This is a genomic window from Methanosarcina soligelidi, assembly GCF_000744315.1.
In the GTDB taxonomy this organism is placed as follows: Archaea; Halobacteriota; Methanosarcinia; order Methanosarcinales; family Methanosarcinaceae; genus Methanosarcina; species Methanosarcina mazei.
Genome location: NZ_JQLR01000001.1, coordinates 2,551,584 through 2,576,570, shown reverse-complemented (window position 1 = coordinate 2,576,570; position 24,987 = coordinate 2,551,584). Strand labels below are relative to the sequence as shown.

The 24,987-nt window shown below is 40.0% G+C and carries 18 protein-coding genes and 3 pseudogenes; 9 read left to right on the top strand and 12 right to left on the bottom strand.

Going from position 1 to position 24,987, the window contains the following annotated elements:
* The first annotated feature begins 314 nt into the window (after nucleotides 1–314).
* The 7 genes and pseudogenes from M886_RS11230 (at nucleotide 315) to M886_RS11200 (ending at nucleotide 5,948) form a co-directional block, all read left to right on the top strand.
* Complete coding sequence (locus M886_RS11230) at nucleotides 315–1,448, top strand: hypothetical protein (RefSeq protein ID WP_048051195.1); 1,134 nt, start codon at nucleotides 315–317, stop codon at nucleotides 1,446–1,448.
* A 111-nt stretch (nucleotides 1,449–1,559) separates the two neighbouring features.
* Nucleotides 1,560–2,708: a hypothetical protein gene (locus M886_RS11225; RefSeq protein ID WP_235203938.1), complete on the top strand. Its 1,149-nt coding sequence runs from the start codon at nucleotides 1,560–1,562 to the stop codon at nucleotides 2,706–2,708.
* On the top strand, nucleotides 2,695–2,952 hold the full coding sequence (locus M886_RS11220) for a hypothetical protein (RefSeq protein ID WP_048051194.1): 258 nt from the start codon (nucleotides 2,695–2,697) through the stop codon (nucleotides 2,950–2,952). Before M886_RS11225 ends, M886_RS11220 begins: the two co-directional genes overlap by 14 nt.
* 217 nt (nucleotides 2,953–3,169) lie before the next feature.
* Complete coding sequence (locus tag M886_RS11215; protein WP_048038938.1) at nucleotides 3,170–3,793, top strand: hypothetical protein; 624 nt, start codon at nucleotides 3,170–3,172, stop codon at nucleotides 3,791–3,793.
* Between the two features lie 341 nt (nucleotides 3,794–4,134).
* On the top strand, nucleotides 4,135–4,311 hold the full coding sequence (locus M886_RS17835; RefSeq protein ID WP_084685078.1) for a MarC family protein: 177 nt from the start codon (nucleotides 4,135–4,137) through the stop codon (nucleotides 4,309–4,311).
* Nucleotides 4,312–4,346: 35 nt separating this feature from the next.
* Nucleotides 4,347–5,443 (top strand): annotated as a pseudogene (locus M886_RS17830) (IS630 family transposase).
* 4 nt (nucleotides 5,444–5,447) lie between these two features.
* Nucleotides 5,448–5,948, top strand: a complete 501-nt coding sequence (locus M886_RS11200) for a MarC family protein (protein WP_235203937.1) — start codon at nucleotides 5,448–5,450, stop codon at nucleotides 5,946–5,948.
* Between the two features lie 221 nt (nucleotides 5,949–6,169).
* On the opposite strand, the gene M886_RS11195 is transcribed toward M886_RS11200, so the two are convergent.
* From M886_RS11195 to M886_RS11145, 11 genes and pseudogenes are all read right to left on the bottom strand, one after another.
* Entirely contained in the window at nucleotides 6,170–7,420 is a 1,251-nt protein-coding gene (locus M886_RS11195) for an AlbA family DNA-binding domain-containing protein (RefSeq protein WP_011034639.1), read from the bottom strand.
* Between the two features lie 710 nt (nucleotides 7,421–8,130).
* Nucleotides 8,131–8,592 (bottom strand): annotated as a pseudogene (gene tnpA / locus M886_RS11190) (IS200/IS605 family transposase).
* Between the two features lie 862 nt (nucleotides 8,593–9,454).
* A protein-coding gene (locus tag M886_RS17825) for an IS630-like element ISMma9 family transposase (RefSeq protein ID WP_152558026.1) occupies nucleotides 9,455–10,586 on the bottom strand; the annotation gives its coding sequence in 2 pieces (ribosomal slippage) (nucleotides 9,455–10,154 and nucleotides 10,153–10,586; 1,134 coding nt in all).
* Nucleotides 10,587–10,747: 161 nt separating this feature from the next.
* A complete protein-coding gene (locus M886_RS11175) occupies nucleotides 10,748–12,094 on the bottom strand; it encodes a YVTN family beta-propeller repeat protein (protein ID WP_011034637.1) in 1,347 nt (448 codons plus the stop codon).
* A gap of 295 nt (nucleotides 12,095–12,389) precedes the next feature.
* Complete coding sequence (locus tag M886_RS11170) at nucleotides 12,390–13,685, bottom strand: C39 family peptidase (RefSeq protein WP_011034636.1); 1,296 nt, start codon at nucleotides 13,683–13,685, stop codon at nucleotides 12,390–12,392.
* Nucleotides 13,686–14,331: 646 nt separating this feature from the next.
* Nucleotides 14,332–14,700 carry a hypothetical protein gene (locus M886_RS18335; protein ID WP_011034635.1) on the bottom strand — a complete coding sequence of 123 codons (369 nt, stop codon included), beginning with the start codon at nucleotides 14,698–14,700 and terminating at the stop codon, nucleotides 14,332–14,334.
* A 122-nt stretch (nucleotides 14,701–14,822) separates the two neighbouring features.
* Nucleotides 14,823–15,268 (bottom strand): annotated as a pseudogene (tnpA, locus tag M886_RS11160) (IS200/IS605 family transposase).
* Between the two features lie 256 nt (nucleotides 15,269–15,524).
* Entirely contained in the window at nucleotides 15,525–15,695 is a 171-nt protein-coding gene (locus M886_RS19520) for a zinc finger domain-containing protein (protein ID WP_084685077.1), read from the bottom strand.
* Between the two features lie 8 nt (nucleotides 15,696–15,703).
* Nucleotides 15,704–15,898 (bottom strand): hypothetical protein, encoded by a 195-nt coding sequence (locus tag M886_RS11155; protein ID WP_048038018.1) that lies wholly within the window; start codon nucleotides 15,896–15,898, stop codon nucleotides 15,704–15,706.
* A gap of 231 nt (nucleotides 15,899–16,129) precedes the next feature.
* Nucleotides 16,130–18,547, bottom strand: a complete 2,418-nt coding sequence (gene ppsA, locus M886_RS11150) for a phosphoenolpyruvate synthase (RefSeq protein ID WP_048051192.1) — start codon at nucleotides 18,545–18,547, stop codon at nucleotides 16,130–16,132.
* Between the two features lie 221 nt (nucleotides 18,548–18,768).
* Nucleotides 18,769–19,254 (bottom strand): nucleoside deaminase, encoded by a 486-nt coding sequence (locus M886_RS11145; protein WP_084685076.1) that lies wholly within the window; start codon nucleotides 19,252–19,254, stop codon nucleotides 18,769–18,771.
* A 170-nt stretch (nucleotides 19,255–19,424) separates the two neighbouring features.
* On the opposite strand from M886_RS11145, the gene M886_RS11140 reads away from it, so the two are divergent.
* Nucleotides 19,425–19,703 carry a DUF5661 family protein gene (locus M886_RS11140; protein ID WP_011034630.1) on the top strand — a complete coding sequence of 93 codons (279 nt, stop codon included), beginning with the start codon at nucleotides 19,425–19,427 and terminating at the stop codon, nucleotides 19,701–19,703.
* Nucleotides 19,704–19,906: 203 nt separating this feature from the next.
* On the opposite strand, the gene M886_RS11135 is transcribed toward M886_RS11140, so the two are convergent.
* Entirely contained in the window at nucleotides 19,907–23,296 is a 3,390-nt protein-coding gene (locus M886_RS11135) for a tetratricopeptide repeat protein (protein ID WP_048051191.1), read from the bottom strand.
* Nucleotides 23,297–24,164: 868 nt separating this feature from the next.
* Here M886_RS11135 and M886_RS11130 point away from each other — a divergent pair.
* Nucleotides 24,165–24,953, top strand: a complete 789-nt coding sequence (locus M886_RS11130; protein ID WP_048051190.1) for an HD domain-containing protein — start codon at nucleotides 24,165–24,167, stop codon at nucleotides 24,951–24,953.
* Nucleotides 24,954–24,987 lie beyond the last annotated feature (34 nt).

The window sequence follows — 24,987 nt, the reverse complement described above, 5'->3', positions numbered from 1 at the left end:
AATAAAGCAAACTGACAGGAGAAAATTTATTCAAAATTCTCTCGGGTAGTCGGGTACAACTTTTCAAAATCCTCTCGAGTTTCCGGTCACAACCCCGGTACTGTAATCCGATGTCTCAATTTATATGCAGAGAATATCCGGGTTTTATGGGGAATATAAATATAGAAATAGTATAGAGTTTACTAAGAAGTAGTATAAAATTAATCAGGAAATAGTATAAAGTTAGGTACGGATACTTAGAGCAATTTGGATGATGCTGGAAATGAAAACAGGATCTGTCGTGCAGGATGCCTAAAAAAGGGAGCAAATGAAAAATGCAGAACACGTCAGATATACTGATATTCTGGGCTGTAGTCATGGCCCGTTTTTTTGTACCTCTTTCTATTCCAAAATACCCTCTTCCCGGCATAATAGCTTCTCTGCTCCTTGACGCTGTTGACCAGACAATTTTCCAACTGTTTACGGACCTGCCTCTTGAGGGCTACCAGGCTTATGACAAGGCTCTTGATGTCTATTATCTTGCCATCACATATCTCTCAACCCTCAGAAACTGGTCAAATGACTTTGCTTTCAGGCTGAGCCGTTTCCTTTTTTACTACAGGCTGGCTGGAGTTGCAATCTTCGAGCTGACAGAGTTGCGCGAGATGCTGCTTATATTTCCCAACGCCTTTGAGTATTTTTTTATCTTTTACGAAGCAGTGCGCATGAAATGGAATCCTGAACTTCTCACAAGAGAAAAATTATTGATTTCAACAGTCCTGATATGGGTCTTCGTCAAACTTCCCCAGGAGTACTGGATACATATTGCGAAAATGGACACAACCGACTGGATAGGCGAAAACCCTTTAAATTCGCTCTTTTTGGTCGGCTGGGCTGCAATCCTGACAGGAATGGCATGGTGGCTGCTCAGAGACCTGCCTTCTATGAAACCCGGCTTCTCGATTACTGCTCACCATGCAGAATTCAAATTTGACAGCCCACTTGCTTCCCATATCAAGGACAACTATACGAGTGAGAGGTTCTTTGATGATTTCATACATCATGAATTGATAGAGAAAATCGTGCTGATTTCTCTCCTGAGCATAATTTTTGCACAGATCCTCCCAGTCCGGGCAAACAATGTCCAGATCGCAATAGGGGTATCATTACTTATCGCAATAAATACAGAGTTAAGCCAGTGGCTTGCCAGGCGAGGGACACAGTGGAAGTCCATCATTCAGGAGTTCATTGTTATGTCAATTGTGAACTTTAGCCTTGTCCTGCTTTTTGATTTCCTTCTTGCGAGATATCAGGGTTCTATCAACCTCCTTAACACTCTGTTCTTTGTCCTTCTTCTGACCCTGAATATTACCCTCTATGACAGATACAGGCGCGTGTATATCTGGAACCATGACCCTGTAACTGATTTCATTGGATCGGAAAAGCCAGTTGAGCTCAAAACGGAATGAGAACTTAAAGCAAAAACACTGAAGGCCAGTGAAGTTTTAAGATAAATGAAGAATATTGATTTTTAAGACCCCGGTAAAAACTGGATGCAAAATATCCAGATCCCGGGTTAAATGGGGTTAATCTGTCTAAAGGAGGCAAACTTCAGAGTGCCGGATACATCAGATATGCTTATTTTCTGGGTTGTGGTTGCTGCCCGTTTCCTTGTACCTCTCTCCATTCCAAAATATCCCCTTCCCGGGTTAATAGCTTCTCTGGTCCTTGACGCTGTTGACGGGACAATATTTCAGGTATTTACCGACCTGCCCCTTGAGGGCTACCAGGCTTATGACAAGGCTCTTGACATCTATTATCTGACCGTCACATACCTCTCAACCCTCAGAAACTGGTCGAACCTGTTCGCTTTCAGGCTGAGCCGCTTTCTTTTTTATTACAGGCTGGTCGGCACGGCCCTTTTCGGGCTGACAAATCTTCGGGCACTGCTGTTTATCTTCCCCAATGTCTTTGAATATTTATTTATTTTTTACGAAGCAGTAAGCCTTAAATGGGACCCAAAAATACTGACAAGAAACAGGCTGGTTATAGCTGCAGCCCTTATATGGATCTTCGTTAAACTTCCCCAGGAGTACTGGATACATATTGCGGAAATGAGCACAACCGAATGGGTGATGGAAAATCCTTTAAACTCAATTTTCCTGATAGCATGGGCTGCAGTCCTCGCAGGCATGACGTGGTGGCTGTTACGCGACCTCCCGCCTTCCCGGCAGGGTTTTTCATTTGCTGCAGACCCTATCCCCTCTTTCCTTTCTGACAGCACTGAGAGTGTCAGGACATGGGAAGAGAGAAAGCGGATGAAAATGGTCAATAGGCTGTTATATGAAAATCTTGTGACCCGCGAGCTTGCAGAGAAGATCGTACTGGTCTCCCTTCTCAGCATCATATTTGCCGAGATCCTCCCCGGTGTCCGGGCAAACAGCCTCCAGGTGGCAGCCGGAGTAGCTATTCTTATTATAATTAATACCGCATTGAGCCAGTGGCTTGTAAGACGCGGGAGGCAGTGGAAATCCATAATTCAGGAGTTCGTTATCATGTCAACTGTAAACCTGATTATGATCCTGCTTTTTGACCTTGTGCTGCCCCTGCTTAGAGGCTCGATTGACCTTTCCGACACTCTGTTTTTTGTACTCCTCCTTACCCTTAACGTCACCCTTTATGACAGGTACAGGCGTACACATATCTGGAGCTACGATGATAAGAAGTGATATAAGAAGTGATATAAGAAGTGATATAAGAAGTGATATAAGAAGTGATATAAGAAGTGATATAAGAAGTGATATAAGAAGTAATTTAAGAAGTGATTTTGAAAAAGGCAGAACAGAAAGGTTGAAACAGTTAAGAAGGAAATTCAAGCTTTTGCCAGGCGAGCAAAAGGCAAGATATAATAAACAGGCTGACCAGGGACTAAATTCCGGTTCTTCCAATCAACGTCATTTTTATAAGAACTGATCGATTTTGCGAAAGAGTAGAAAAAAATGCGAAAAAGCAATAAATACGAAAGAGCAATAATGGAAAAATTTAACAGAAAAAGAACTCCCTTTCAACAAGTTAAAAAACCTGATCTTAGCGTAAAAGAGAATTCAGATAAACACTCATTTTTCTTTCAAAAGTAACACCAGCATAAATTACAAACATTTTTTTATATCCAGGATCTGATTTATTCTTCATGGCTGCCTCCTGGTCTCTATCCCATACCCTGGGAGCGAAAGAGAAAACTTTTTACTGGCGGATAGACAGCCGGGGGAATATCTTCATAAAAAGAAAATTCAGGAAAGACATCTTTTCCAGGATTGATAAAATTAGCTGCAACAACCTGGACAGGCTCCAGGAATTCATGCAGGAAAGGGAATGGAAAGGCCTTGCAAGTAACGCCTCAAAACTGTACACAGGGACTGAAAAAAACGGCATAGGCAAATTCATGTACAGTCTCAGACCAGAGGTTCCGTATGCCCAGCTCTCAAGCCAGTTATCAGCCATTTTTTATCACTCTGAAGTATGGGAGTGGAACAGGAAGAAAAGAGGCATGAAATTCCTTCTTCTCTCAGGCAGCTGGCAGGAAAAGACAGCGCAATACTACAGAAATTCGCTGATCTCGGAAAGGAAATTACCAGAACCGGAGAATCAGGACTGTTTTATATCTGATTTTTTTAAAAATAGTCTGCAACAAGAAAATGAGCTTAAAAAGCTGCAAGAACTTAAACGGCTGCAAGAACCACTGCAAAAAACCATACAGGAAGAACCAGCACAGAAAATAGTGCAGACAAAACTTTCGGCTTTTTTTGGATCCTAAAAGAAAAAGATAGAAAAAAGAGGATAAATTACGGTATCTATCCATTAACCTTATTCAAAATGAGAAACTTTTCTGATCACCCTTGACTGAGCGCGGCCTTAAATAACACGGTCTGGGAAAGTTTAAATTCTAAAACTCATAAAATATTGTTTAACTTTTATATTCCAGCCTGAAAACGGTGTATATCCCAATCCGGAGTAGGTTTATATTTCAATCCAGAGAGGATTGTATTCCAATCCTGAAAGACAAGCAATAAAACTCCGGTAACATTCAAAAGCTAAACACAGAATTATATAAAATAAAGAATAAAATCTCAAGTCTGTAAAGGACAGGAGAAAAAAATGGTAGCCGAAAATCTCGGATTTTTTATTTATGTATTCTCATCCATCTTTGTGGTTGTAAGCCCTATCAGTGGAGTTGTAACTTTTATCTCCATGACAAGCAAGATGACCCGCAAAGAAAAAAATGATATTGCAAAAAAAGCAGTCATACTAGTGTCTCAACCATTTAATTATTAGTCATCATTATAAACGTTGAATCCTTTTATACCTTCATGCTACAGATTCAACTTGCAGATAATGAGGTAAATTTCCTTCAGGATTTTGTGAGAAAAGGACGTAAAAGCGCAAGAGAACTAACTCGAGCCCGTATTCTCCTTCTATCAAACCAGCAAACAGAAATCACTGAAATCGTGAAAATATTAGGTATTTCCAGGAGTACCACCTTGAATATACGGAAAAGATACCTTGATGAAGGTATCCCCAATGCTCTTTTTGACAAATCAAGATCTGGTCAACCTATAAAATACACTGAAAAACATGTTGCAGAAGTAATCGCTTTAGCCTGCAGCAGTTCCCCTGATGGAAGCAAGAGATGGTCGCTATCCCTGCTTACTGAAGAACTTAGGAAAAAAGAAGGATTTGAAACTATAGGTAAAGAGAGTGTTCGGCTTATTTTGAAAAAAGCAAAACTAAACCTTGGTTAAGAAGGATGTGGTGTATTCAGACTATCGATACTGAATATAGAGACAGGATGTATGACATTCTTAGTCTGTATGAAGAGGATTATGATCCTAAAAAACCTCTTATCTGTCTTGACGAGAAGCCTAAGCAACTGCTCAGGGATAAAAGAATGAGCATTCCTATGAAGCTTGGAAGCTCAGAAAAATATGATTATGAGTATGTCAGGAACGGAACAGCAAACATATTCATGGCGGTAGAGTTCAAAGCAGGAAAAAGGGTAACTCAGGTAACCAAAAGAAGAACAATGAAGGATTTTGCACAATTCATGAAGATTCTTGTCACAGAAAAATATTCTGAAGCAGAAGTCATCAGACTGGTTACGGATAATCTCAATATCCATAAAGAGAAGTCATTCTACGAAGCATTCTCAGAAGAGGAAGCAAAGAAGATTCTGGACAAGATAGAGTTCCATTACACGCCAAAACATGCAAGCTGGCTCAATGCTGCTGAAATCGAGATCAATGTCATGGATATCGAATGTACAGGAAGAAGGATCGGGAACATCGAGACGCTTAAAAATGAAGTGGATTCATGGACAAAGAGAAGGAATGAACACAAAAGGAAAATTGAATGGAAGTTTACAAGGAAGAATGCAGATGAGAAAATGTCAAAGTATTATGTGAAATAATTAAATGGTCATGACACTAGCATGTGTAATTGCCCTGTTTTTTGCGATTACTGGGAGCATGATACTTAAATTATTCAGCATCAGTGTGGACTCCCTCAGGGTTGCCGGAGGTCTTTTGCTTTTCAGCATAGCGTTTGACATGATGCACGCAAAGGTCTCACGTGAGAGCATTACAGAAGAAGAAATTACTCAGTCCCAGGAAAGGGAAGATATCTGGGTCTTCCCTATAGGCCTTCCACTTCTGACAGGGCCCGGTACGATCAGCACAGTAATTGTCATTATGGGCATAGCAGAAGGCGTTCAACAAAAAGCAATAGTAGTTGCCTCAATAATACTGACATTCATCATTTGCCTGTTTATCTTCCTCTTCTCAAGGAGGCTGCACAAATTCATAGGATACAATGGAATGCTGGTCTTTACAAGGCTTATGGGGCTTTTGCTTGCGGCTCTTGCAGTTGACCTTACTGCTGCGGGAATAATAAATATATTCGGGCTCACAATTTAAACTGATGAGTTTGATTTAAAAATTGTCGTATAAACAGTAACATGTACTGCACCCGGTGCTCCAGGTTTGAGAACCAGGACTCTCAAACCTTATAATCTCCACCACATGCAGGATACAGGCTGAGCAAACAGGGCTGTCAGATAAAATAAAACAGAGATATCAGATAAAATAAAACAGGTAAGGATTATTAACAAAACCGGCAGGCAGGAATTTAAGACGAATCAATCAGATTTTCCGTTATACCGCCTGTTAACGTATTCTATCAACTTGCTTCCTGTTAGCCTTTCGCTCGAAGGACCTGTACGAATATAAAACTCTTCATCGTTTTTGTCCGTTTTCAGGAAAACAGCCTCATCGCTTTTTTTGCAGGCAATTTCCAGGACTTCTTTGCCATTCACCGGCACAAGAGTGTACTCTATCATGGGAGAGTAGTTAAGGCCTATATGCTGTTTTATAAGCTGCTTGAAATGCAGGAGGAACCTGTCTTCGTTAGGAAAACCGTCGTTTTTAATTCCCAGGATCTCACCGTCATTGGAGACGCCTACCAGAAGGATACCGCCGTCTGTGTTCAGGTAAGCAACTATTGTCTTCAGGACTGCGTGTTGAATGTTCCAGTCAGGCTTTCCGGTCATAAGGTTCATACGCAGTGTGGACTTGAACTCGAGCCTCTTACTCTCTCCACGCCTTATGAGTTCAAGGATGTAATCGGAATCGTTTGCGAGCTTCACTGCTTCACGTATGAGTTCAAGCTTTCTGCGGATATGGGACATGCTCTTTGGATATGTCGAAAGCCTGCACTCGAAAATATTTAACTGGGAAATGAGTTCTTTTGTGAGAGCTTTGATTTTGAGGATTTCGAGCTGAACCTGCAGGTCAGGAAGATAGAGTTTGCTGTGCATAAGTGATTCCAGGTCCAGATCTGGAAATGACAAAATCTCAGGAACAGGAGAAGCGGAGTCTGGAAGAACATAAGTCATTCCGTCCGATCCCTGACAGATACTATAAATCGAATCCCCGTTTTCAGATGAGGTCTCACCTGTTACAGGATATGAAATACCTGAAAAGCCGGACTTTCCAGAAAGCAGAGCAGGGTTATTCAGTGCAGAAGTTTGTTGAGATTCCTGAACTTCTTCAGAGTTCCGGGTTTCAGGTCTCAGAACAAAGCCTCTGGCTTCCCAGCCTTTCCGGATTTTCAGACCGAGAGGATTATTGAAAAAGTCTGCAAGGTACTCGGAATTCACTTTATCGGGATCCAGAATAAGCTGAATATAAACCATGCAAAACATTTCGCCGGGTAGGGAACTGGATACATTTAATTCATGGTAAAGAGGAAGGTATAGAGAATTGTCTTCTCCGGAAAAGCCATATTTCAGGTCAGGGTCAGGGAAATTGAGCTTTAAAGTAAATTTGGAAAGATTTGTCGGTTTCAGGCCATACTGACTGCATAAGTAGTCTATTTCTTTTTCAACCATGAGGATCAGACATAGGGTTTTCTGGGCTAATATAGGGATTTCTGCTGCTGATGTTACTTTCAGGTATATGCAATTATTAAAATTGATACTGCATATAGAGTTCCAAAACTCATATATTTTTTCTATTCAACTTGCTTGAAACACATTTTCCTGAATAAAGCCAGTCCAGAATATTTGAGCACAGGTGAACTACCACTCAGCTAAAGACTGAATGGCTTCCTGAGTCATTCTTTCTCCCATTGGAGGCAAGTCGTGCAGGCTCTAGCCCCTCGTTCCGAAGGTGAAATAGATATGAGCGTGAGGTTGTACTTGAGATGCTTATAGCTACCGTCTTTCCGCGGCTTAATCCCGATCCCTTCAGGATGATTCTTGCCCTGTTATCCAACTCCCCGATGTTCAAACGTTACCTCGCTTGGTTTTCGCTTTGAAATTCGGCAACGTTCTTAGGAACTGTGAGGTTGTGGTGACAGCAAAATCTAATATTAAAAACGTTTTGAAGATACTTAATAACTTACAGAATCTATAACGGGTAACAGTTTGGAAGTTGACGCTTATATCTCACGAAGCTAAAGACTTCGAGGTTTTACGCTTCTTCCTATAAATGTAAAAATCCGGAAAAGAAAAAATGAATTTAAGAATCAATGTTGCGGTGGCGCACCCCGCTACAAGCAACGGGGTATTTTCGCGCCACCGCTTTGGTTTTATGGCTATTAAAAATCGAATATTTTCATTTGCTGATATGCTTCTTTTTCTTCCTGGTTTCCCTGGTTTTGAACATAGTTTTTAATAACATCGGAAGTTGTTCCGTCTCCTACTGTTCCAATGTAACCTCCATCACTCCAGAATTCACCACCCCAAAGCTGTTTTTTATCTCAGGATACTCTTTAAAGATCTGTCTTGCTATAGATCTGTCTTGCTATAATACTCTTTATAGTTTGCATAACCTTTGAAGGAGAATACTTAGGTTCAGCTCCAACAAAAAGATGCACGTGATCACCATCACTACCAATTGCATCAAACTCAAAACAGTATCTTTCACTAATTTCAAAGCATACATTTTTCAAAAAGTTTACAAGCTCTATATCTAAAAGAAGTTTTTTACGATAATTCACGCAAAAAACCATGTGGTATCTTATTTTATATACACAATGGTTTGCATGTCGTAATTCCATCAACAGTATAAAGGTAATTAAGGATATAAAATCAGTTATTTAACAACGGTTACCGGGGAAGTTTTTCATCCCCGCAGCAAGCTAGCGGGGTATTCGACTGTAAAAAATTCCGGAATATTTGCGGGAAGACAACATCATCAAAACAGGCTTAACCGATATGGAAACCCGAACATATACTTAAATTGATCTTTCGGAAAACGGGGGAACTCATGCGAATTAACAATATCGTTAAATACGACCTGGAAACAAGAGCAAAAGACCTCAAAAGCGAAGGTCGAACTCTCTAAGAGATTTCGCAAATACTCACAGAAGACGCGAAAAATAAGATTAGTGTTTCGACAGTTTACCGCTGTTTCGAATTTTGCCTTTTTGTGCCTATAACTAAAGTGTTGGGTTATTAACGGCTTCTAAGCCTCCCTAACAAACTTTTTTAAATCGTTGATACTAGCACTCCATAAAAGCTTCATACTGAGTCTGTGAATGAGCTCGACTTCATGGAATTTTCAAAACTTCAGCAACCCGGGCAGGTTCACAGGTAAGCCAGCCCGAGAGTTCACCAACATGTCCCTGCTGTGATAATAGAATTACTGTGCAGGTTGAACCCACATTCCGCAGTATTTTTTCGAAATTTAACATTTTTCCTGATAGCGTTTTTGGAACAGATTTAAGGAATTTTGACTATTAACGTAATTTGGTAAAAATCGATTGATATCGTTTTTTGGTCTCTAAATACCTCACATAGTTACTTTTACCCCATGCATAAAAGTCCAATAAATCGACGTTAGATTCAAAATCGATAGCAGGAAAAATTATGAAATCTGAAATTTTCCTGCGGAAAGTGGGTTGAAGTACTAGTGTCGCGTCAATCCTCAATAGTCGGATAAAGACGTGACAATTTTATCCTTGCATCATCTGTTGTAAATTGCCATTTAACCTTTGAATTTTTGTTGTTTCTGTAATTTTGCCATGCCAAAACTTCTTTTCTGACAAACTCGATGTTATCCATTCTCCTTTTTAAACATTGACCTGTAAGTACATTCAGTTCAATCTCTGCCATGTTCAACCAGCTTCCATGTTTTGGCGTGTAGACGAACTCAAATCTGTCCCATAGCGCCTTTGCTTTTGGTGGTGGAAATGTTTCGTAGAGAGATCCAGGTATGTGCGTGTTTAGATTGTCCATTACTAACGTAATTTTATCTGCATTTTCATGTTGAACTTCTATTTCTTCGAGAAAATAAGCCCAATCTCTCTTTGTTTTTCTTTCAGTGATCTTTACCATTCTTTTCCCTGTCAACGGTTCACAGGCAAGGAATATATTGCACATTCCATTTCGCTTGTATTCATAATCGTACTTTTCTGGCTTCCCTGTTGAGCAGGGGATAGGGATCCGGGTTTCTGCAATCAATTGTTTTGGGGATTCGTCCATACACACAACAGGATTTCGTGGATCAAATGGACGTTTATAAACGTCCAGAACCATTTCCATATTCGCAACAAAGCTACTGTTTTGTTCTGGAGGAATTACCCATTGTTTCCTTTGCCAGGGTTTGATTTCGTTTTTTTAAAGTACGGCGTACTGTTTCGTGAGAAATTTCCTCGAAATAACCAAGTTCTACAGCCTTATCGGCTAATAATCTTAGCGACCATCTTGCAAAACCTTCAGGGGGTTGACTGCAACTAAGGGCGACTAAATGGGCTTCAAGATCACCATCAACTTTTTTAGTAAAAATGCGCTCGCTTTCTTTCCCGTTAAGGGCAACTTCAAGACCTTCTTCAACAAATCTCTTCTTAACACGGTCAATTTTTTTCATACTAATATTCAGGACACGTGAGATTTCTTCATTGGTTGAATGGCTAACATTCAATTCACTTTTATCGCAATTAAGCAAAATCAGAGCATTGAGAATTTGTTGAGAGTTATGTTTTCCCTTTGAAGCAAGTTCACAAAGAGATCTACGTTCATCTCCGGTAAGTGTCACAGTATATTTAATCATGAATGATACTTATGAAGATCATCCAATATAACGCTTAAGACTTCCCATCGGTGACACGATACTAGGCCTTAATTTATCCTTTTTATAAAACGTGGCTCTGCAAGAAAAATGCCATTTTTTTCGCTCTTTTTCTTGCAGGTGAGGGATTATTCATCTACATATTATTTTTTCCTTAGTTTCCATCCCCCATAAAGACAGGTCAAGCTTCCCAATAACCCAAAACCTGGAGCAGAGCTAATTTCACTCGATTTGTTTTCATTTGAGTTACTACCATTATCAGAATTATTATTGTTTAAATTATTGAATATGCTAGCGTTTTTTTCTCCAGATGATGACAAGTTAATTTCTTCAGCTCCTGTACCTTCAGTTGCATAGGAGGTTGCCCTTTTGCTTTGGTCAGTCATATTAGAATCAATAAAATACGCTAAGGCAATTTCAACAGGATATTTTCCTACGTTCATTGCGTCTATAACCTTGTTTGTAGCTGTATCAATTACAGAGACAGTGTCACTCGCATAATTCACCACAAGTACCTTTGTTCCATCTGGAGTGACTTCAATTCCACCAGGTGCCTTTCCTACAGGCACAGTGGCTGTAACCTCGTTTGTTGTTGTGTCAATTATATCAACAGCACCTGTAAGTGAATCGGCGCCAGGGAACTGTATCGATACATATACCTTTTTCCCATCTGGGCTGACCGCAACTCCACGAGGATAACTTCCTACAGGCACAGTGGCTGTAACCTCGTTTGTTGTTGTGTCAATGACAGAAATAGTAGCTGTGGAGTCACGATAAATATTGGAGTTCATCACATATGCCCTTGTTCCGTCTGGACTGAATACAACCCCAATTGAGTTGTTTCCTGTATGTATCGTGGCTGTAACAGCGTTTGTGGCTGTGTCAATCACAGAGACCGTGCCTGTAAAGTTAGTTGAGTCACCACCGGAATTTGCCACATATACCTTTTTCCCATCCGGACTGACTGCAACCCCAGAAGGAAAGTTTCCTACGTTTACTGTGGATATAACCCTGTCTGTTTCTGTGTCAATTACAGAAACAATGTTGTTGCTGAAACTCGTCACATATGCCTTTTTCCCATCTGGATTGACCACAATTTCTTGAGGATAGGTTCCTATTTTCACTGTATCTATAACTTTATTTTTGGAAGTGTCAATTACAGATACAGTGTTACTGCCTGAATTCACCACATATACCTTTTTCCCATCTGGACTGACTGCAACTCCAGCAGGATGATCACCTACATCTACTGTGGATGTAACCTTATTTATTGCAATGTCAATTACAGAAATATTATTGCTGTCGTAGTTAGTAATGTAGGCAAAGGGAGCAGCACCTGCACATCCTACAAGTATTAAATTCATAAGTGCTATTATTCCCAAAACTTTCATGACATCATATTGCCTGTGTACCTTATTGGATGTAGCCACAGATGAGAGTAGACTTGAAAAAATGACAATCTCTATTGTTGATATAATTTTACTATTCATCTTTTATCCCCAAGTAATGTTTGTCTTTCATAAGGGTGCCGTGATTATTAGATGTTATGAATTGATTTACACATATTATCTCATACTATAATTGCGGATAATACGTTCAATAAAAAATATTTTTTAGACATTTGATAAGTAGTAAATTGTTGCATTAAAATTAGAATTTTCTCAAAAAAACAATAGAAATAACAATTTCCTTGTAAATATTACCCATATCTGTTTCAAAAAAATGAGGAGTTAAATTCCTCATACGCATGCTATCAATTTCGGTCTTCGACGGTATTTTCCAAGCTCAGAAAATCACATATATGCGCATACCTTCTGGACTACCTGATACAGCTTCCCAGTAATCTGTGCCACCATTCCATGGGTCATTAATAAGTAAACAGTCATCTGCACTATCATAGAAAACCCAATACCCAGCACAAGCTCGACAATGACTCGAAGTAATACTATTGAAGGGTCTATAATAGTCAATTTCACTCATCGCTTTAGTAAAAGATAAAGTAGTAGTTTTGTACGACCTCGTCGCCCCTAATCCTCCCTCACTTCTAGATAACTTATACCACTCTTCTGCCTTAGTGGGACCAATTCCGATAACGTCACCATTTGTCCCACCCATTTTTTGGTATATGTAGTCTTGAGTATAGGAATAACCATGCCATGCAGCAATCATTTTAGCAGTTGCTGGAACACAATAAAAGTTTTTTTCTTGACCATATAAGGGAACATCAAGTAGTACTTGTGTTGAATCGCTGAGTAGTGCCTTTGTTGAGGAATCTGTTGTTGTGGGCATTACTGTTGAGTTATATGGTGATGGTATCACTTTTGAACTGGTATTTAGTTTGTTACCTAGTTTTTTGATATTTTCTTCAGTAATTGGCTCACCGATATCAATTCCGATATCATTTATTTCTTGTTCTAATTTTTTAGTAAACTGTTCACTCTTTTGCCAATCTTTCAAATTTTCATCTACTTTATCCTTTGATACCTGTTCATACATCGACCAGACTCCAAGTTCGGTTTTAGTTGCAGGTTTGTCTTGCACCTCTTCAAGTGTGTATGCATCTACAAATATCCGATGTTCAACTCCAGTAGTCTTATCTTTTACTGTGGTCATTGCCCCTACGTTAGGATAGTCATATACAACCATATTCGTCGACACGATTTTTCCAGTTGGGTATTTTGCTTTGGCGGTTTCTATTGACTTCTCCATGACTTCAGCCACGTTATAGGGTTTAGGATTAATTTCGATGCGTCGGAGTGTACTTCCCAGCGTTTTATTAGCACCAATGTCGATTCTACTAATTAAAGTATTTTTATTATATACTGAGAATTCATAGTATAATTTTTGACCGCTTATATCATAGAGCTCCAATGGTTTGGGATCAATAGATGTTCCTTCCCATTTTTCGGAGTTGTTTTCGGTCACTATAAGCGCAATAATACGCGTATTTGCATGCTCAAAGGCTTCATCAGCAGTTACAGAATAATTATCCTCTGTCTGTGCACTTACGGCTGGTATAAATGCCATACCAACCAGCATCGTCAAAAGAATTACTCCTATTGTTAGTTTGTTCTTAATCATATTTTTTCTCCTGTTTAGCACCCAGGAGGCAGAAGCAGGCAAGCTTAAATATTCGCACAGCTAAACATAACAACTGCCTCTTAGGGCGTATTTATGGAGTTCGTGTGATTCTGGAAAATACTTTAAAACTCCATAAATTCCTTTTTGTTAATACCTTTATAACTTTTATGTCCAGATTTTCTAGCAATACAGTTTTCAAGTGAATTTAGAGTATAAATTGCCTACAAATATTGTTACTGTTTAATGATCCGGTCATAAGTTATTTAATCGAGTATATGCCTTGACTCATATTCAAAAACGCATATAAAAGAAAAAATATTAAATTCGATGCATATAGATCTTATTTAAGTCAGCCCTTTATAGACAAGGAATTCCTTGTCTATAGATTTTCTAATCCTGACTATATTAGTGTAATCAATTAAAAAGTTCAATGGACAGGAACTTACTGTTATTGTGCATAACCCCGAATAATTATTTTCTTTACTCTCTTCTTTTTTGCTGAAAATAACCCATCATTCTAAGCCCTTTTGAGTCGTTTTTCTTGGCGGCCTGAAAGGGATTACCATACTAAAAGAGAAAGTGCGACTGCGACCCGGATAAGAAGCCTCTCTATCCTTCTGTGAAGTCTGTTAATTGGTCCAGAGGATTAGAAGGAAACAAGAATATTCAAGTTTATACAGTTAGTTATCTTTTTTTCTTTCTCTATAAGCTGCCTGCCTGCATTTATCGGAACAAAAATAAGCATCCTTTCTAAGAGGCCTGAAAGGCTTCTGACAGTGAGTACATATTGAACTGACAATTGTGCCCATACTGCGTCCCTGCGTTCTTTCCTACGCTGTGTACTGCGCTTGATAGCTTCCTTCCTGTTCTGTTCACTCATGACCTTATAGCAGTCATTACTACAGCATGAGGAAGCGCCCCACCTGGTTTGAAATTCTTTCCCGCAAATATCGCATTTACAATAATATGTTGTGTCTTCCAATGTTCGCGTTTTAGTCTCTTTTCTGATAAGCATAATTATCCCCGTTACACTTAATTACTCAAGCAGAACTTTTTCTTATAATCAAATTTGCACTGGCGCACCCCGCTGCAAGCAACGGGGTATGTTCCGCGCCAGCGCTCTGGTTTTAATGTTTATCAAAAATCGAATATTTTCATTTGTTGATATGCTTCTTTTTCTTCCTGGTTTCCCTGGTTTTGAACATAGTTTTTAATAACATCGGAAGTTGTTCCGTCTCCTACTGTTCCAATGTAACCTCCATCACTCCAGAATTCACCACCCCAAAGCTGTTTTTTATCTCAGGATACTTTTTAAAGATCTGTCTTGCTATAATACTCTTTATAGTTTGCATAACCTTTGAAGGAGAATACTTAGGTTCAGCTCCAACAAAAAGATGCACGTGATCACCATCACTACCAATTGCATCAAACTCAAAACAGTATCTTTCACTAATTTCAAAGCATATATTTTTCAAAAAGTTTACAAGCTCTATATCTAAAAGAAGTTTTTTACGATACTTCACACAAAAAACCATGTGATATCTTATTTTATATACACAATGGTTTACATGTCGTAATTCCATCAACAGTACAAAGGTGATTAAGGATATAAAATCAGTTATTTAACAACGGTTACCGGGGAAGTTTTTCATCCCCGCAGCAAGCTAGCGGGGTATTCGACTGAAAGAAAGTAATTTAAAAAGGAGAGTAAGGAATTAAAAAACAGGTACAAGGCCCGAATCATAAAAAGTTTGGACAGTGTGACCGTATCCAGAAACCAATTATTAACCAGTACATTTTTTCCTGATATTTCCTTCTTCTTGCACATTTGTTTAATATTTATTGAATGTTGACTATTTCCTGGGCAGAAGAAGACTGGGAGGAAATACTGAAAGATGTAACTGACAATGTGCATCCACATTTTCTGCAGTAGTAAAAGTTGTTCGAGCCGATTACCTGTTTTTTAAGGGGTGTGCCACATCTGGCACATTTTGAAGGAAGTTCAAACATATCCTTGCTCACTCCAGAATCATCAGCGGTTCAAGTCTTGCAGTTTCCTTTCTTGTCCAGTACCCGCAAACGGTACAGTATTGAAATTCGCTGAAAAGGTCGTTTTCAAGTTTAGAATGACATTCAGGACATCTTTTCAAAAATAGATTATGTCCTGGCTCTTTTTTAGTTCCGGTAATTTGTTTTCTACTTGTTTCCTTCATAGCCAATACTCCCTCAGTATTTTTTTACTTAAATGATTATTATCTTGAATATTTATTATCTTGAATATTTATTATCTTGAATATTTATTATCCAGCGTTGCACGAATCACAGTTAATATATGTTTTTTTAGAGCATACAGACATTCGGGGGCAGTCGACAAGCCTCAGCAGATAACAATGGTCAAAACCCCGACAACCCTGAAAACAGGCTATCCTGTGCCCTGGAAAGCTTCAGCGTTTTCCTAACTCCTTTTCAGTTTCAAGGACCTTAAGAGTAATTTTCATAACAGAGTCAGGATTAAGGGAAATAGAATCTATCCCCTCTTTTACCAGGAATTCTGCAATCTCAGGGAAATCACTGGGCGCCTGTCCGCAGATCCCGCTGTGTCTTTCATTCCGTTTTGCTCCCTGAACCGCCATTGACATAATTTTCAAAACTCCCGGGTCCCTCTCATCGAATTCTGCAGCAAGCATTTCTGAATCGCGGTCAACCCCGAGGGTCAGCTGAGTAAGGTCATTTGAGCCTATGGAAAAGCCGTCAAAATACTCGCTGAACTCATCTACAAGCAGGACATTATTGGGGATCTCGCACATAACATATATCTGAAGCCCGTTTTCTCCGCGCCTGAGCCCGTTCTTCTCCATCTCGGCAATGACTTTTTTCGCTTCTTCAACAGTTCTGCAGAAGGGCACCATAAGAATAAGGTTCTTAAGGCCCATTTCATCCCTGACCTTTTTCATAGCCCTGCACTCAAGAGCAAAACCTTCCCTGTAGCGCTCATCAAAGTAGCGGGAAGCTCCTCTGAACCCTATCATGGGGTTGTTTTCTTCCATTTCAAAATACCTGCCCCCTAAAAGGCTTGCATATTCGTTTGTCTTGAAATCGCTCATCCTGACCACAACAGGCTTCGGGTAAAAAGCAGCTGTAATCATCCCCACTCCTCTGGCAAGCTGCTTGATAAAATAATCTTCTTTTTTCTCATAGCCCCGGGTCAGTCTTTCTATTTCCCTGAGTTCTCGCGGGTCTTTAACCTGCTCAGGATGCACAAGCGCCATAGGGTGGACTTTAATATAGCTCGTGATAATGAACTCGAGCCTTGCAAGCCCGATTCCATCATTAGGAATCATGGAAAAGGAAAAAGCACTTTCAGGGTTTCCAAGGTTCATCATGATCTCTGTTTGCGGGCGCTCCAGGTCTTTCAGGCTGACAGTATCTTTCCGGAAGGGGAGGATACCAGCATATACAAGCCCGTATTCTCCTTCAGCACAGCTTACAGTAATCTCCCTCCCCGTATTGAGGACTTCGGTAGCGTTTTCAGCCCCTACAACCGCAGGGATCCCAAGTTCCCGGCTGACGATTGCAGCATGGCATGTCCTGCCTCCTTTATTTGTAACAATAGCGGCTGCGGTTTTCATAACCGGTTCCCAGTCAGGAGTGGTGGTGTCCGCAATAAGGATCTCTCCGGGCCTGAAAGAGGGGAGGTCAGAAACATCAGTAATTACACGGGCTTTTCCGGAAGCAATCCTGTCTCCGACACTCCTGCCTTTTACAAGGACTTCAGATTTTTCTTCGATGACATACGTTTCAAGCACATCTTTTTCTCTCTGGGACTGAACGGTTTCTGGCCTTGCCTGAACTATGAAGAGTTCTCCTGTTATTCCGTCCTTTGCCCATTCGATATCCATTGGCCTGGATTCATCGTATTTGTTAGAGTAATGGTCTTCAATATCGATTGCATATTCGGCAAGTTTGAGCACCTCTTCATCATTGATACAGAAGCGCTGCCTGTCAGCTTCTGGGACCTCCACGTTCCGGGTAAGGACTTTTGAATCTCCCCTGCCGTAGATCATTTTAATTTCCTTGCTTCCAAGTTTTTTCTGGATAATCGGTTTATATCCTTCGCGGAAAGTTGGCTTGAATACATAGAACTCATCAGGATTGACCTGTCCCTGAACAATATTTTCTCCAAGCCCGTAAGCCCCCGTGATGAAAACAACATCCCTGAAACCGGTCTCCGTATCAAGAGTAAAAATTACGCCGCTTGATGCCAGGTCAGACCTGACCATTTTCATTATTCCTATGGAAAGGGCCACTTTGAAGTGGTCAAATCCATGGGTTACACGATAGGAAATAGCCCTGTCCGTAAAAAGGGAAGCGAAACAGCGTATACAGGCGTCTTTGAGCCCGGGATAGCCTCGTATATTCAGATAAGTCTCCTGCTGCCCCGCAAAAGAAGCAGTTGGAAGGTCTTCAGCCGTTGCCGAACTCCTTACAGCTACATCCGTATACTCTCCATACTGTTCGCAGAGGCGGTCATAAGCCCCTTTGATCTCCTGCCAGATGTCATCCGGAATTCCTGCATCAAGAATCAGGTCTCTTGCAGCCTTTCCCCTCTTTGCGAGGTCAGATACATCAGAAGTGTCAAGCCCTTCCATTGTTTTTTTAAGCTTCTCCAGAATTCCACCTGTCTCCAGCATATGCCAGTAAGCACTGGCAGTAACTGAAAAACCGTTAGGTATTCTGACCCCTTTTGAAGTAAGCTCCCTGTACATTTCCCCTATGGAAGCATTCTTTCCGCCAACCGTCGGGATGTCCTCGATAGTTGTCTCCTCAAACCAGCGGATGTATTTGTTTTTATCTTCAGGCATATTCCCCTAATCCCCTCTCAATATTGTCTGAACTAAGTAAGGACTGCATCACATTTAAAGTTAAGTGATGTTGTTAAGAAGTTATCCAGAAACGCGCATTATTGACCCGGAAGAGAAACCTTCCGTGATTGAATGTGATACCCCATAGTAATTATAGTCCTTATCAAAGAAATCAGTTTTCCTGCATAGAAAAATTAAGGTAAATTTATGTACAGAGAGGTTCAGTACTCAATTTTATTTTCAGATTCTTCCCAGGCCCTGAAAGCTTCAAGGGCTTCTTCCCTGAGGAGCTGTTTAAAATCTATTTTTCTTTCATTCATAGGGCGTGAAATTTCCTCATATATGAAGGAATCGTCAAAACCTATATTTTCAGCATCTGATCTTGTACTGGCAAAGAAGACTTTATCTATCCTTGCCCAGTAAATGGCACCAAGGCACATGGGGCAGGGCTCGCAGGAAATATAAATGCTGCACCCGCTCAGGTCAAAGGTATTCAATTTTCGGGCTGCTTCTCTTATAGCACCAATTTCTGCATGAGCGGTAGGATCGTTATGCAAAGTGACCTGATTGTAACTTTCCGAAACTATTTTTCCATTTTTCACTATTACGGCACCAAAGGGGCCCCCTCCTCTCTTCACACTTTCAAGAGAAAGTTCAATGGCTCGTCTTATGAATAAAAGATCTTTTTCTGACATGCTATCTTTCATCTCTATCTTCCTGGATAAGATAAATATGATGACAGAATATGCTCTTCAGCGGCAGGGGTCGGATTTTCAGGTGAAAATCAGGACCTTTTTTTGAAATAAAAGCTGAAAAAAACAGTTTAGAGAACAAAACTTAAGTATCAAAACATATCAAACCATAATTCGGAGTGATAATGTTGACAACTAAAAGTTTCACTGCTGAAGAAGCAAAGACAGTTGGGGAAAAACTTGGAATAACCTGGGACAAATTCGATGTTGACCAGTTCCGCAGAGGCATGGACGTGGAGCTGGAACACGGAACCAGAGATCCCGCAACAAATGTTACGAACGATGACCCCATAATGACAGGAAAGATTGCTCTGGCCCATCTCAACGAGTTTCCTGACTATTACGACAGGCTCGAAGAAATGGAAGAAGAAGCTGAGGAATACTGGGAAAAAGCAGGACACTGAACTTCGAAAAACATTACTTATTTTACGGCCTGTAATGGCCCTCTCAGGACAGCAGATAAAAACATTAAAAATTTATTGACATAAATAATTTATCTGACCTATTAAAAATGTTTCTCGGTATGCTTGTAAGTTTCATGCATACCGAAAATTTTTGTTTTCAGTTTATTTTCAGTTAATTTTCAGTTAATTTTCATTTGAGTACTTTAAATCTCATCAGGTTCAGGGACATACCAGTTATCAGCATCATTTTCTTTTTTCTGGCCCCTGTTTTCCGGACTCTTGTTATTCTGATCTTCGTCAGGCTCAGGAATATACCAGTACCCTTCTTCACCGGACTCAGTATAGCTTTCATAAGTTTCTTCATATTCCTCTTCAGGTTCAGAGGAAGTATTGTTTAATTCCTGAGAAACCGGAGTCATGTTTGTGCTGGTATTTAGAGAAACGTTATCTTCACCGCCGTACCATCTCAAAGGCAACGGATAATCCAGGTTACCTCTATAGGTTTGCGGAATGAAGATTCGGGTTCCCCTGTTTTGCAGAGCCGCCTCAAAGCCAGGGTCCAGCGAATCAAGTTTTGCTTTACATACCGAAGCTTCATCGTATTCCTTTATGCGGTAGTGGGAAAAGCGCTTATTGTAAAGTGCAGAAGGTGAATCTGGATCAATTTCAAGGGCACTTTCATAGGAGTTTATTGACTCGTTAACGTCTCCCAATACATTAGCCAGATATCCTTTATTATACCATGCAGTTATGCAGTCTGGCTTTAATTGCACTGTTTTGTTAAAGCATTCAAGGGCAGCATTATTACTGCTTATTGCGAAATTGGCACACCCTTTAAAATACCATGCTGCAGGATTATCCGGATCATATTCAAGAGCTTTATCATAGGTTGCAAGCGCTTCCTGATATTTCTCCATTTTGGAGAGAGCAAAGCCCTTGTTATTAATTGCATCAATATTTTTTGGGTCAAGGGCAAGGATCTTATCATAGCAGGCAATTGCAGCCTCGAAATCTCCCATCGCTTCCAGAGCTTTACCCTGCCTGTACATTATTTCTCTATTCTCAGGCGTAATTTCAAGAATCTCTCCATATGTTAAAGCAGCTTCGTCATATCTGCCAAGCTCTTCAAGCAGAGAAGCTTTCTCAGCCAGCGCCTTAGAGTTGGTGGGGTCAAGCTTCATAATAACATCATAGTCTTCCAGCGCTGCTTCCGGTCTTCCGGACCTTGCCAGAGCAAAAGCTCGTCCTTCCAGAGCCTCCACGTTCTCAGGCTCAAGTTCCAGGAGAGGATTGAAGCATGCAACTGCTTCATCATATCTTCCAAGGCTTGCAAGAGCAAGAGATTTCCCCTGGAGAGCTTCCGAGTCAGTTGAATTGAGCTTGAGCAACTGGTCATAGTAAGCAATTGCTTCTTCAGCCCTCCCAAGATCACTCGATGTGGAAGCCATCCCATACCAGGCATTACTCGACTGAGGATCAATATCCAGGGCTTTCTGATAACACTCCAGGGCTTCCTCACTTTTTCCCAGTTTGTCGAGGGCAGAGCCTTTCTCATACCAGGCCTCGGTACGTACGGGGTTGATTGCAAGAGCCATATCATAAGAATGAAGCGCGTCTTCATACATCTCAAGCTTGCTATATGTTGAAGCTTTGCCATACCATGCTTCATCGTAACCGAATTCCGGGCTCAGGTCTTTAATGCTCCCTGAAATCTCCGTGTTATCATCAGGGCTTGCATATTTATAGCTTAAAAGGTAAGACCAGAAGCCTCCTGTAATTGCCTTCTGAGGATTGATATTTGTATTTTTATTGTTAGCCGATATGGAAGTCGAGTTCCCGGACAGCATTTCTATATCCTTATTCAATCTGAAACGAGCAACGGAATAATTGGAGTTTATCTGGAGAGCCTGGCTGTAACAGTCTGAAGCTTCCTGATATCTTCCGAGCTCATCAAGAAGAAGACCTTTATTGTACCATATTTCCGCACTATCAGGTGCGACTTCAAGAACCCTATCATAGCAAACAATGGAATCTTCGTACCTTCCGATCCTTGCCAGAGCAAAAGCCTTGCCGTACCATGCAAGTGTGTAATTCTCATCAAGGTCAATAGCTTCATCATAGCTTTTTACGGCATCTTTGTATTTCCCAAGCTTTGAAGAATCATATCCTTTTTTATACCAGACTTTAGCATATCCGGAGTCCAGTTTAAGGGCTTTATCATAGCATCCAACTGCTTCTGCAGACTTGTTAAGCCTGTCAAGGTTAAGTCCCTTCTGATACCAGATAATTGCGTGATCTGGTTCTGTCTCAAGAACCTTATTATAACACTCAAGAGCAGACTCGTAGTTTCCCAGATTGTCAAAAGCCATGCCTTTATCGTACCAGATTTTGACTGCAGGAGATTTAAACTCGGGGACTTCAGAATAAACAGGTAATGAAGAGTCATAAGCTTTGAGACTTTCGAGGAGGCTGTCCCCAGCTTCCTGGATTTCAATTCCGGCATCAGGATTAAGAGCCCTATCATAGCAGATTATTGCAGCGTCATACTGTCCCATTGCATTAAGTACGGAACCCTTGCTGTACCATGCTTCTGTATTATCAGGACTGTAAACAAGGATCTCATCATAGCACTGCAGAGCCTCTTCATTTCTGCCAAGCCTCTCAAGACAGAGCCCTTTTTTCTGCAGGGCACTGAGATTTTCAGGCTCTGAAAGGAGGACAAATTCGTAACAGGTCAGGGCATCCTGGTACATTTCCATCCTCTCAAGGTCCATGCCTTTATTATACCACGCCTCTACAAGGTCAGGGTTAAGGGAAATGGCCTGATCGTAACATTCTATTGCAGATTCATAATCTCCGGACAAATCGTACATTATTCCTTTCTGATTCCAGAGTTCGAAATCTTCAGGAGTAACATTAAGAGCTCTGTTAAAACAGTTCATTGCTTCTTCGTAGTTCTCAAGCTGGGCGTATGCTTTTCCCTGCATTTGCAAAGCTTTTGAAGAGTTAGCCCCAAATTGAATTGAAGTATCATAGGAGGTTAAGGCTTCCTGGTCAAGGCCGAGCTTCTCAGAAGCAGTTGCTTTCTGGAACCACACCCTTGAGAGATAATTGTCTGTTGCCAGGCTTTTCTCGTAACAGTTAATTGCCTCTATGTAATTTTTTGTCTGGATGTACTCGTCTCCTTTTTTATACCAGCTTTCGGAAGAAACCGGGAAGGTTTCTATGGCCATGTCATAGCAGGCAATTGACTCCTCGTACCTTTCAAGAGCAGATAGGGAACAGCCTTTCCCATACCATGACATTGATGAGTTAGGTTCGATTTCAAGTGCTTTTTCAAAGCATTCTATAGAAAGCTCATATTCTTTAAGGGAATAAAGATCATTACCTTTAGTTAACAGGCCTTCTACAGAAGACGGACGTTGAGAAAGTACCTCATCACGAGCGGAAGCGGCAGGCACCTCTTCTCCTTCGAGATTCTTCTGGGCTTCAGCTGCTCCTGCTGCAGGTAAAAAACCTGAAGTAAAGGATAAAACAAAAGCCAGAATACTTAGAAAACATACGATTAAGCAGATTTTTTTAATTGAGCTCATTAAATACCCCGATTTATAATAATGAGTTCCTTTGGAAATTATTATAGTTGTTTGTCAGTATCATTAAGGTATCCGATATGTATCACTATGATGTGTACTAAGATATCTAATATGTATCATTCTGATATGTACTAAGGTATCTGATATGTATCACTCTAATATGTACTAAAGTATCTGATGCACGGATCATCCGGAGATATAAATAACTATACAAATAAGTAACGAATCAAATTTCTTATGCTCCCCCAGGATAATCTGTCCCGTGAAACGGGATTTCTTCCTTCAATTTTTCAGTATTATCTACTTAATTTGAGGGGTTTCTCCAATATATAATTTATGCAGTTTATTAAAGAATTTACAGGGTTTCCATAACATTCAGGGTTTTACTTTGTGACACGACTGCTTCTGATATGAGAGTTAAATCTGATATGAGAGTTGATTTTAGATCTCATTTAATTATTAAATTATATTTAATGTGATGGTTGACTTTGTCAAATTTAATTTGTAATTTGACAGATTTGATTTGTAATTTGTCAGATTAGACTTGTGTGATAGTTAAATCAAATCTCATGAACTGCTTGATTTTTAAGTGTGTTCGATTATCAATTGAATATTAAATATACATAAAAATGCCGGTTTCATAACAGACAGTTTCGCAAAGTTTGCATATCAGTGGTCGAGTTGTGATCTTTAAATTTTAACAGATAACTTACAATATATTACAGGGTTTTTATCTTAAAGGAGACTATAATCCCTCTTTCTTGCTCGGAGCAAGTAGTATTGTTACTAAGACAGCAAAAAGCTTTTCAGTATAAAATTAACAAGATATACACAAAGTATATACTTCGAAATTACCTATTGCAAAAACATGCAAAAAGAAGACCTTGATTTTTTCCGAAAATGGTTTTTTGAATACGTAAATCAATTTTCTTCTCCTGACCTTTTCATTAAGGAAAACATTGAGCTGAAAATTGAACATACTGGCAGGGTTTGTGAAAATATTCTTTTGCTTGCAAAATCTGAGAAAATAAGCGAAAATGATTGCATGCTTGCCGAAACAATAGCTCTATTTCATGACCTGGGCCGTTTTGAGCAGTTCATGAAATATAAAACGTTTAAAGATTCAGAATCCGAAAATCATGCATTTCTGAGCGTGAAAATTCTAAACAAAGAAAAAGTCCTCTCCCACTTTTCAAAAGAAGAAAAGGGTCTCATTCTCAAATCTATAGAATGTCACAACATGATGGAAATCCCGCAGAGTATAGAAAAGCACAGTAAACTTTATTTTTTCTGCAGGTTGATAAGGGATGCCGATAAAATAGATATCCTGCGGCTTGCCAGTGAAGAATATTCGGAAGAAAACAGGTCTCTGAATCCGGCACTAGAGTTATATTTGCCGGATACGGGGGGATATTCAGAACCCATAGTCTCAGAAATTCTTAATAACAGGATGGCAAAAATTGCGGATATGAAAAACAGAAATGACGTGAAATTACTCCGCCTGAGCTGGGTTTTTGATATAAATTTCCCTGCAACTTATTCCCTTCTCAGAGAATATGGTTATCTTGAGACAATAATGTCCTCTCTGCCCGAAATAAAAGAAACGAGCCTTTTGAGAAGGCATTTTGAGAACTACCTGAGTTCTATAAATTCATGAAGTTAAAATTGATTGAAATTATGAAGTTGAGATG

Bases quoted from the DNA above. Each gene is read 5' to 3' on its own strand.
- M886_RS18335 (WP_011034635.1), bottom strand. From the start codon at position 14,700: ATGCTTATCAGAAAAGAGACTAAAACGCGAACATTGGAAGACACAACA.
- M886_RS11200 (WP_235203937.1), top strand. From the start codon at position 5,448: ATGGTCATGACACTAGCATGTGTAATTGCCCTGTTTTTTGCGATTACT.
- M886_RS19520 (WP_084685077.1), bottom strand. From the start codon at position 15,695: ATGTTTGAACTTCCTTCAAAATGTGCCAGATGTGGCACACCCCTTAAA.
- M886_RS11195 (WP_011034639.1), bottom strand. From the start codon at position 7,420: ATGGTTGAAAAAGAAATAGACTACTTATGCAGTCAGTATGGCCTGAAA.
- M886_RS11230 (WP_048051195.1), top strand. From the start codon at position 315: ATGCAGAACACGTCAGATATACTGATATTCTGGGCTGTAGTCATGGCC.
- M886_RS11220 (WP_048051194.1), top strand. From the start codon at position 2,695: ATGATAAGAAGTGATATAAGAAGTGATATAAGAAGTGATATAAGAAGT.
- M886_RS11135 (WP_048051191.1), bottom strand. From the start codon at position 23,296: ATGAGCTCAATTAAAAAAATCTGCTTAATCGTATGTTTTCTAAGTATT.
- M886_RS11130 (WP_048051190.1), top strand. From the start codon at position 24,165: ATGCAAAAAGAAGACCTTGATTTTTTCCGAAAATGGTTTTTTGAATAC.
- ppsA (WP_048051192.1), bottom strand. From the start codon at position 18,547: ATGCCTGAAGATAAAAACAAATACATCCGCTGGTTTGAGGAGACAACT.
- M886_RS11155 (WP_048038018.1), bottom strand. From the start codon at position 15,898: ATGAAGGAAACAAGTAGAAAACAAATTACCGGAACTAAAAAAGAGCCA.
- M886_RS17835 (WP_084685078.1), top strand. From the start codon at position 4,135: ATGGTAGCCGAAAATCTCGGATTTTTTATTTATGTATTCTCATCCATC.
- M886_RS11215 (WP_048038938.1), top strand. From the start codon at position 3,170: ATGGCTGCCTCCTGGTCTCTATCCCATACCCTGGGAGCGAAAGAGAAA.
- M886_RS11175 (WP_011034637.1), bottom strand. From the start codon at position 12,094: ATGAATAGTAAAATTATATCAACAATAGAGATTGTCATTTTTTCAAGT.
- M886_RS11170 (WP_011034636.1), bottom strand. From the start codon at position 13,685: ATGATTAAGAACAAACTAACAATAGGAGTAATTCTTTTGACGATGCTG.
- M886_RS11140 (WP_011034630.1), top strand. From the start codon at position 19,425: ATGTTGACAACTAAAAGTTTCACTGCTGAAGAAGCAAAGACAGTTGGG.
- M886_RS11145 (WP_084685076.1), bottom strand. From the start codon at position 19,254: ATGAAAGATAGCATGTCAGAAAAAGATCTTTTATTCATAAGACGAGCC.
- M886_RS11225 (WP_235203938.1), top strand. From the start codon at position 1,560: ATGGGGTTAATCTGTCTAAAGGAGGCAAACTTCAGAGTGCCGGATACA.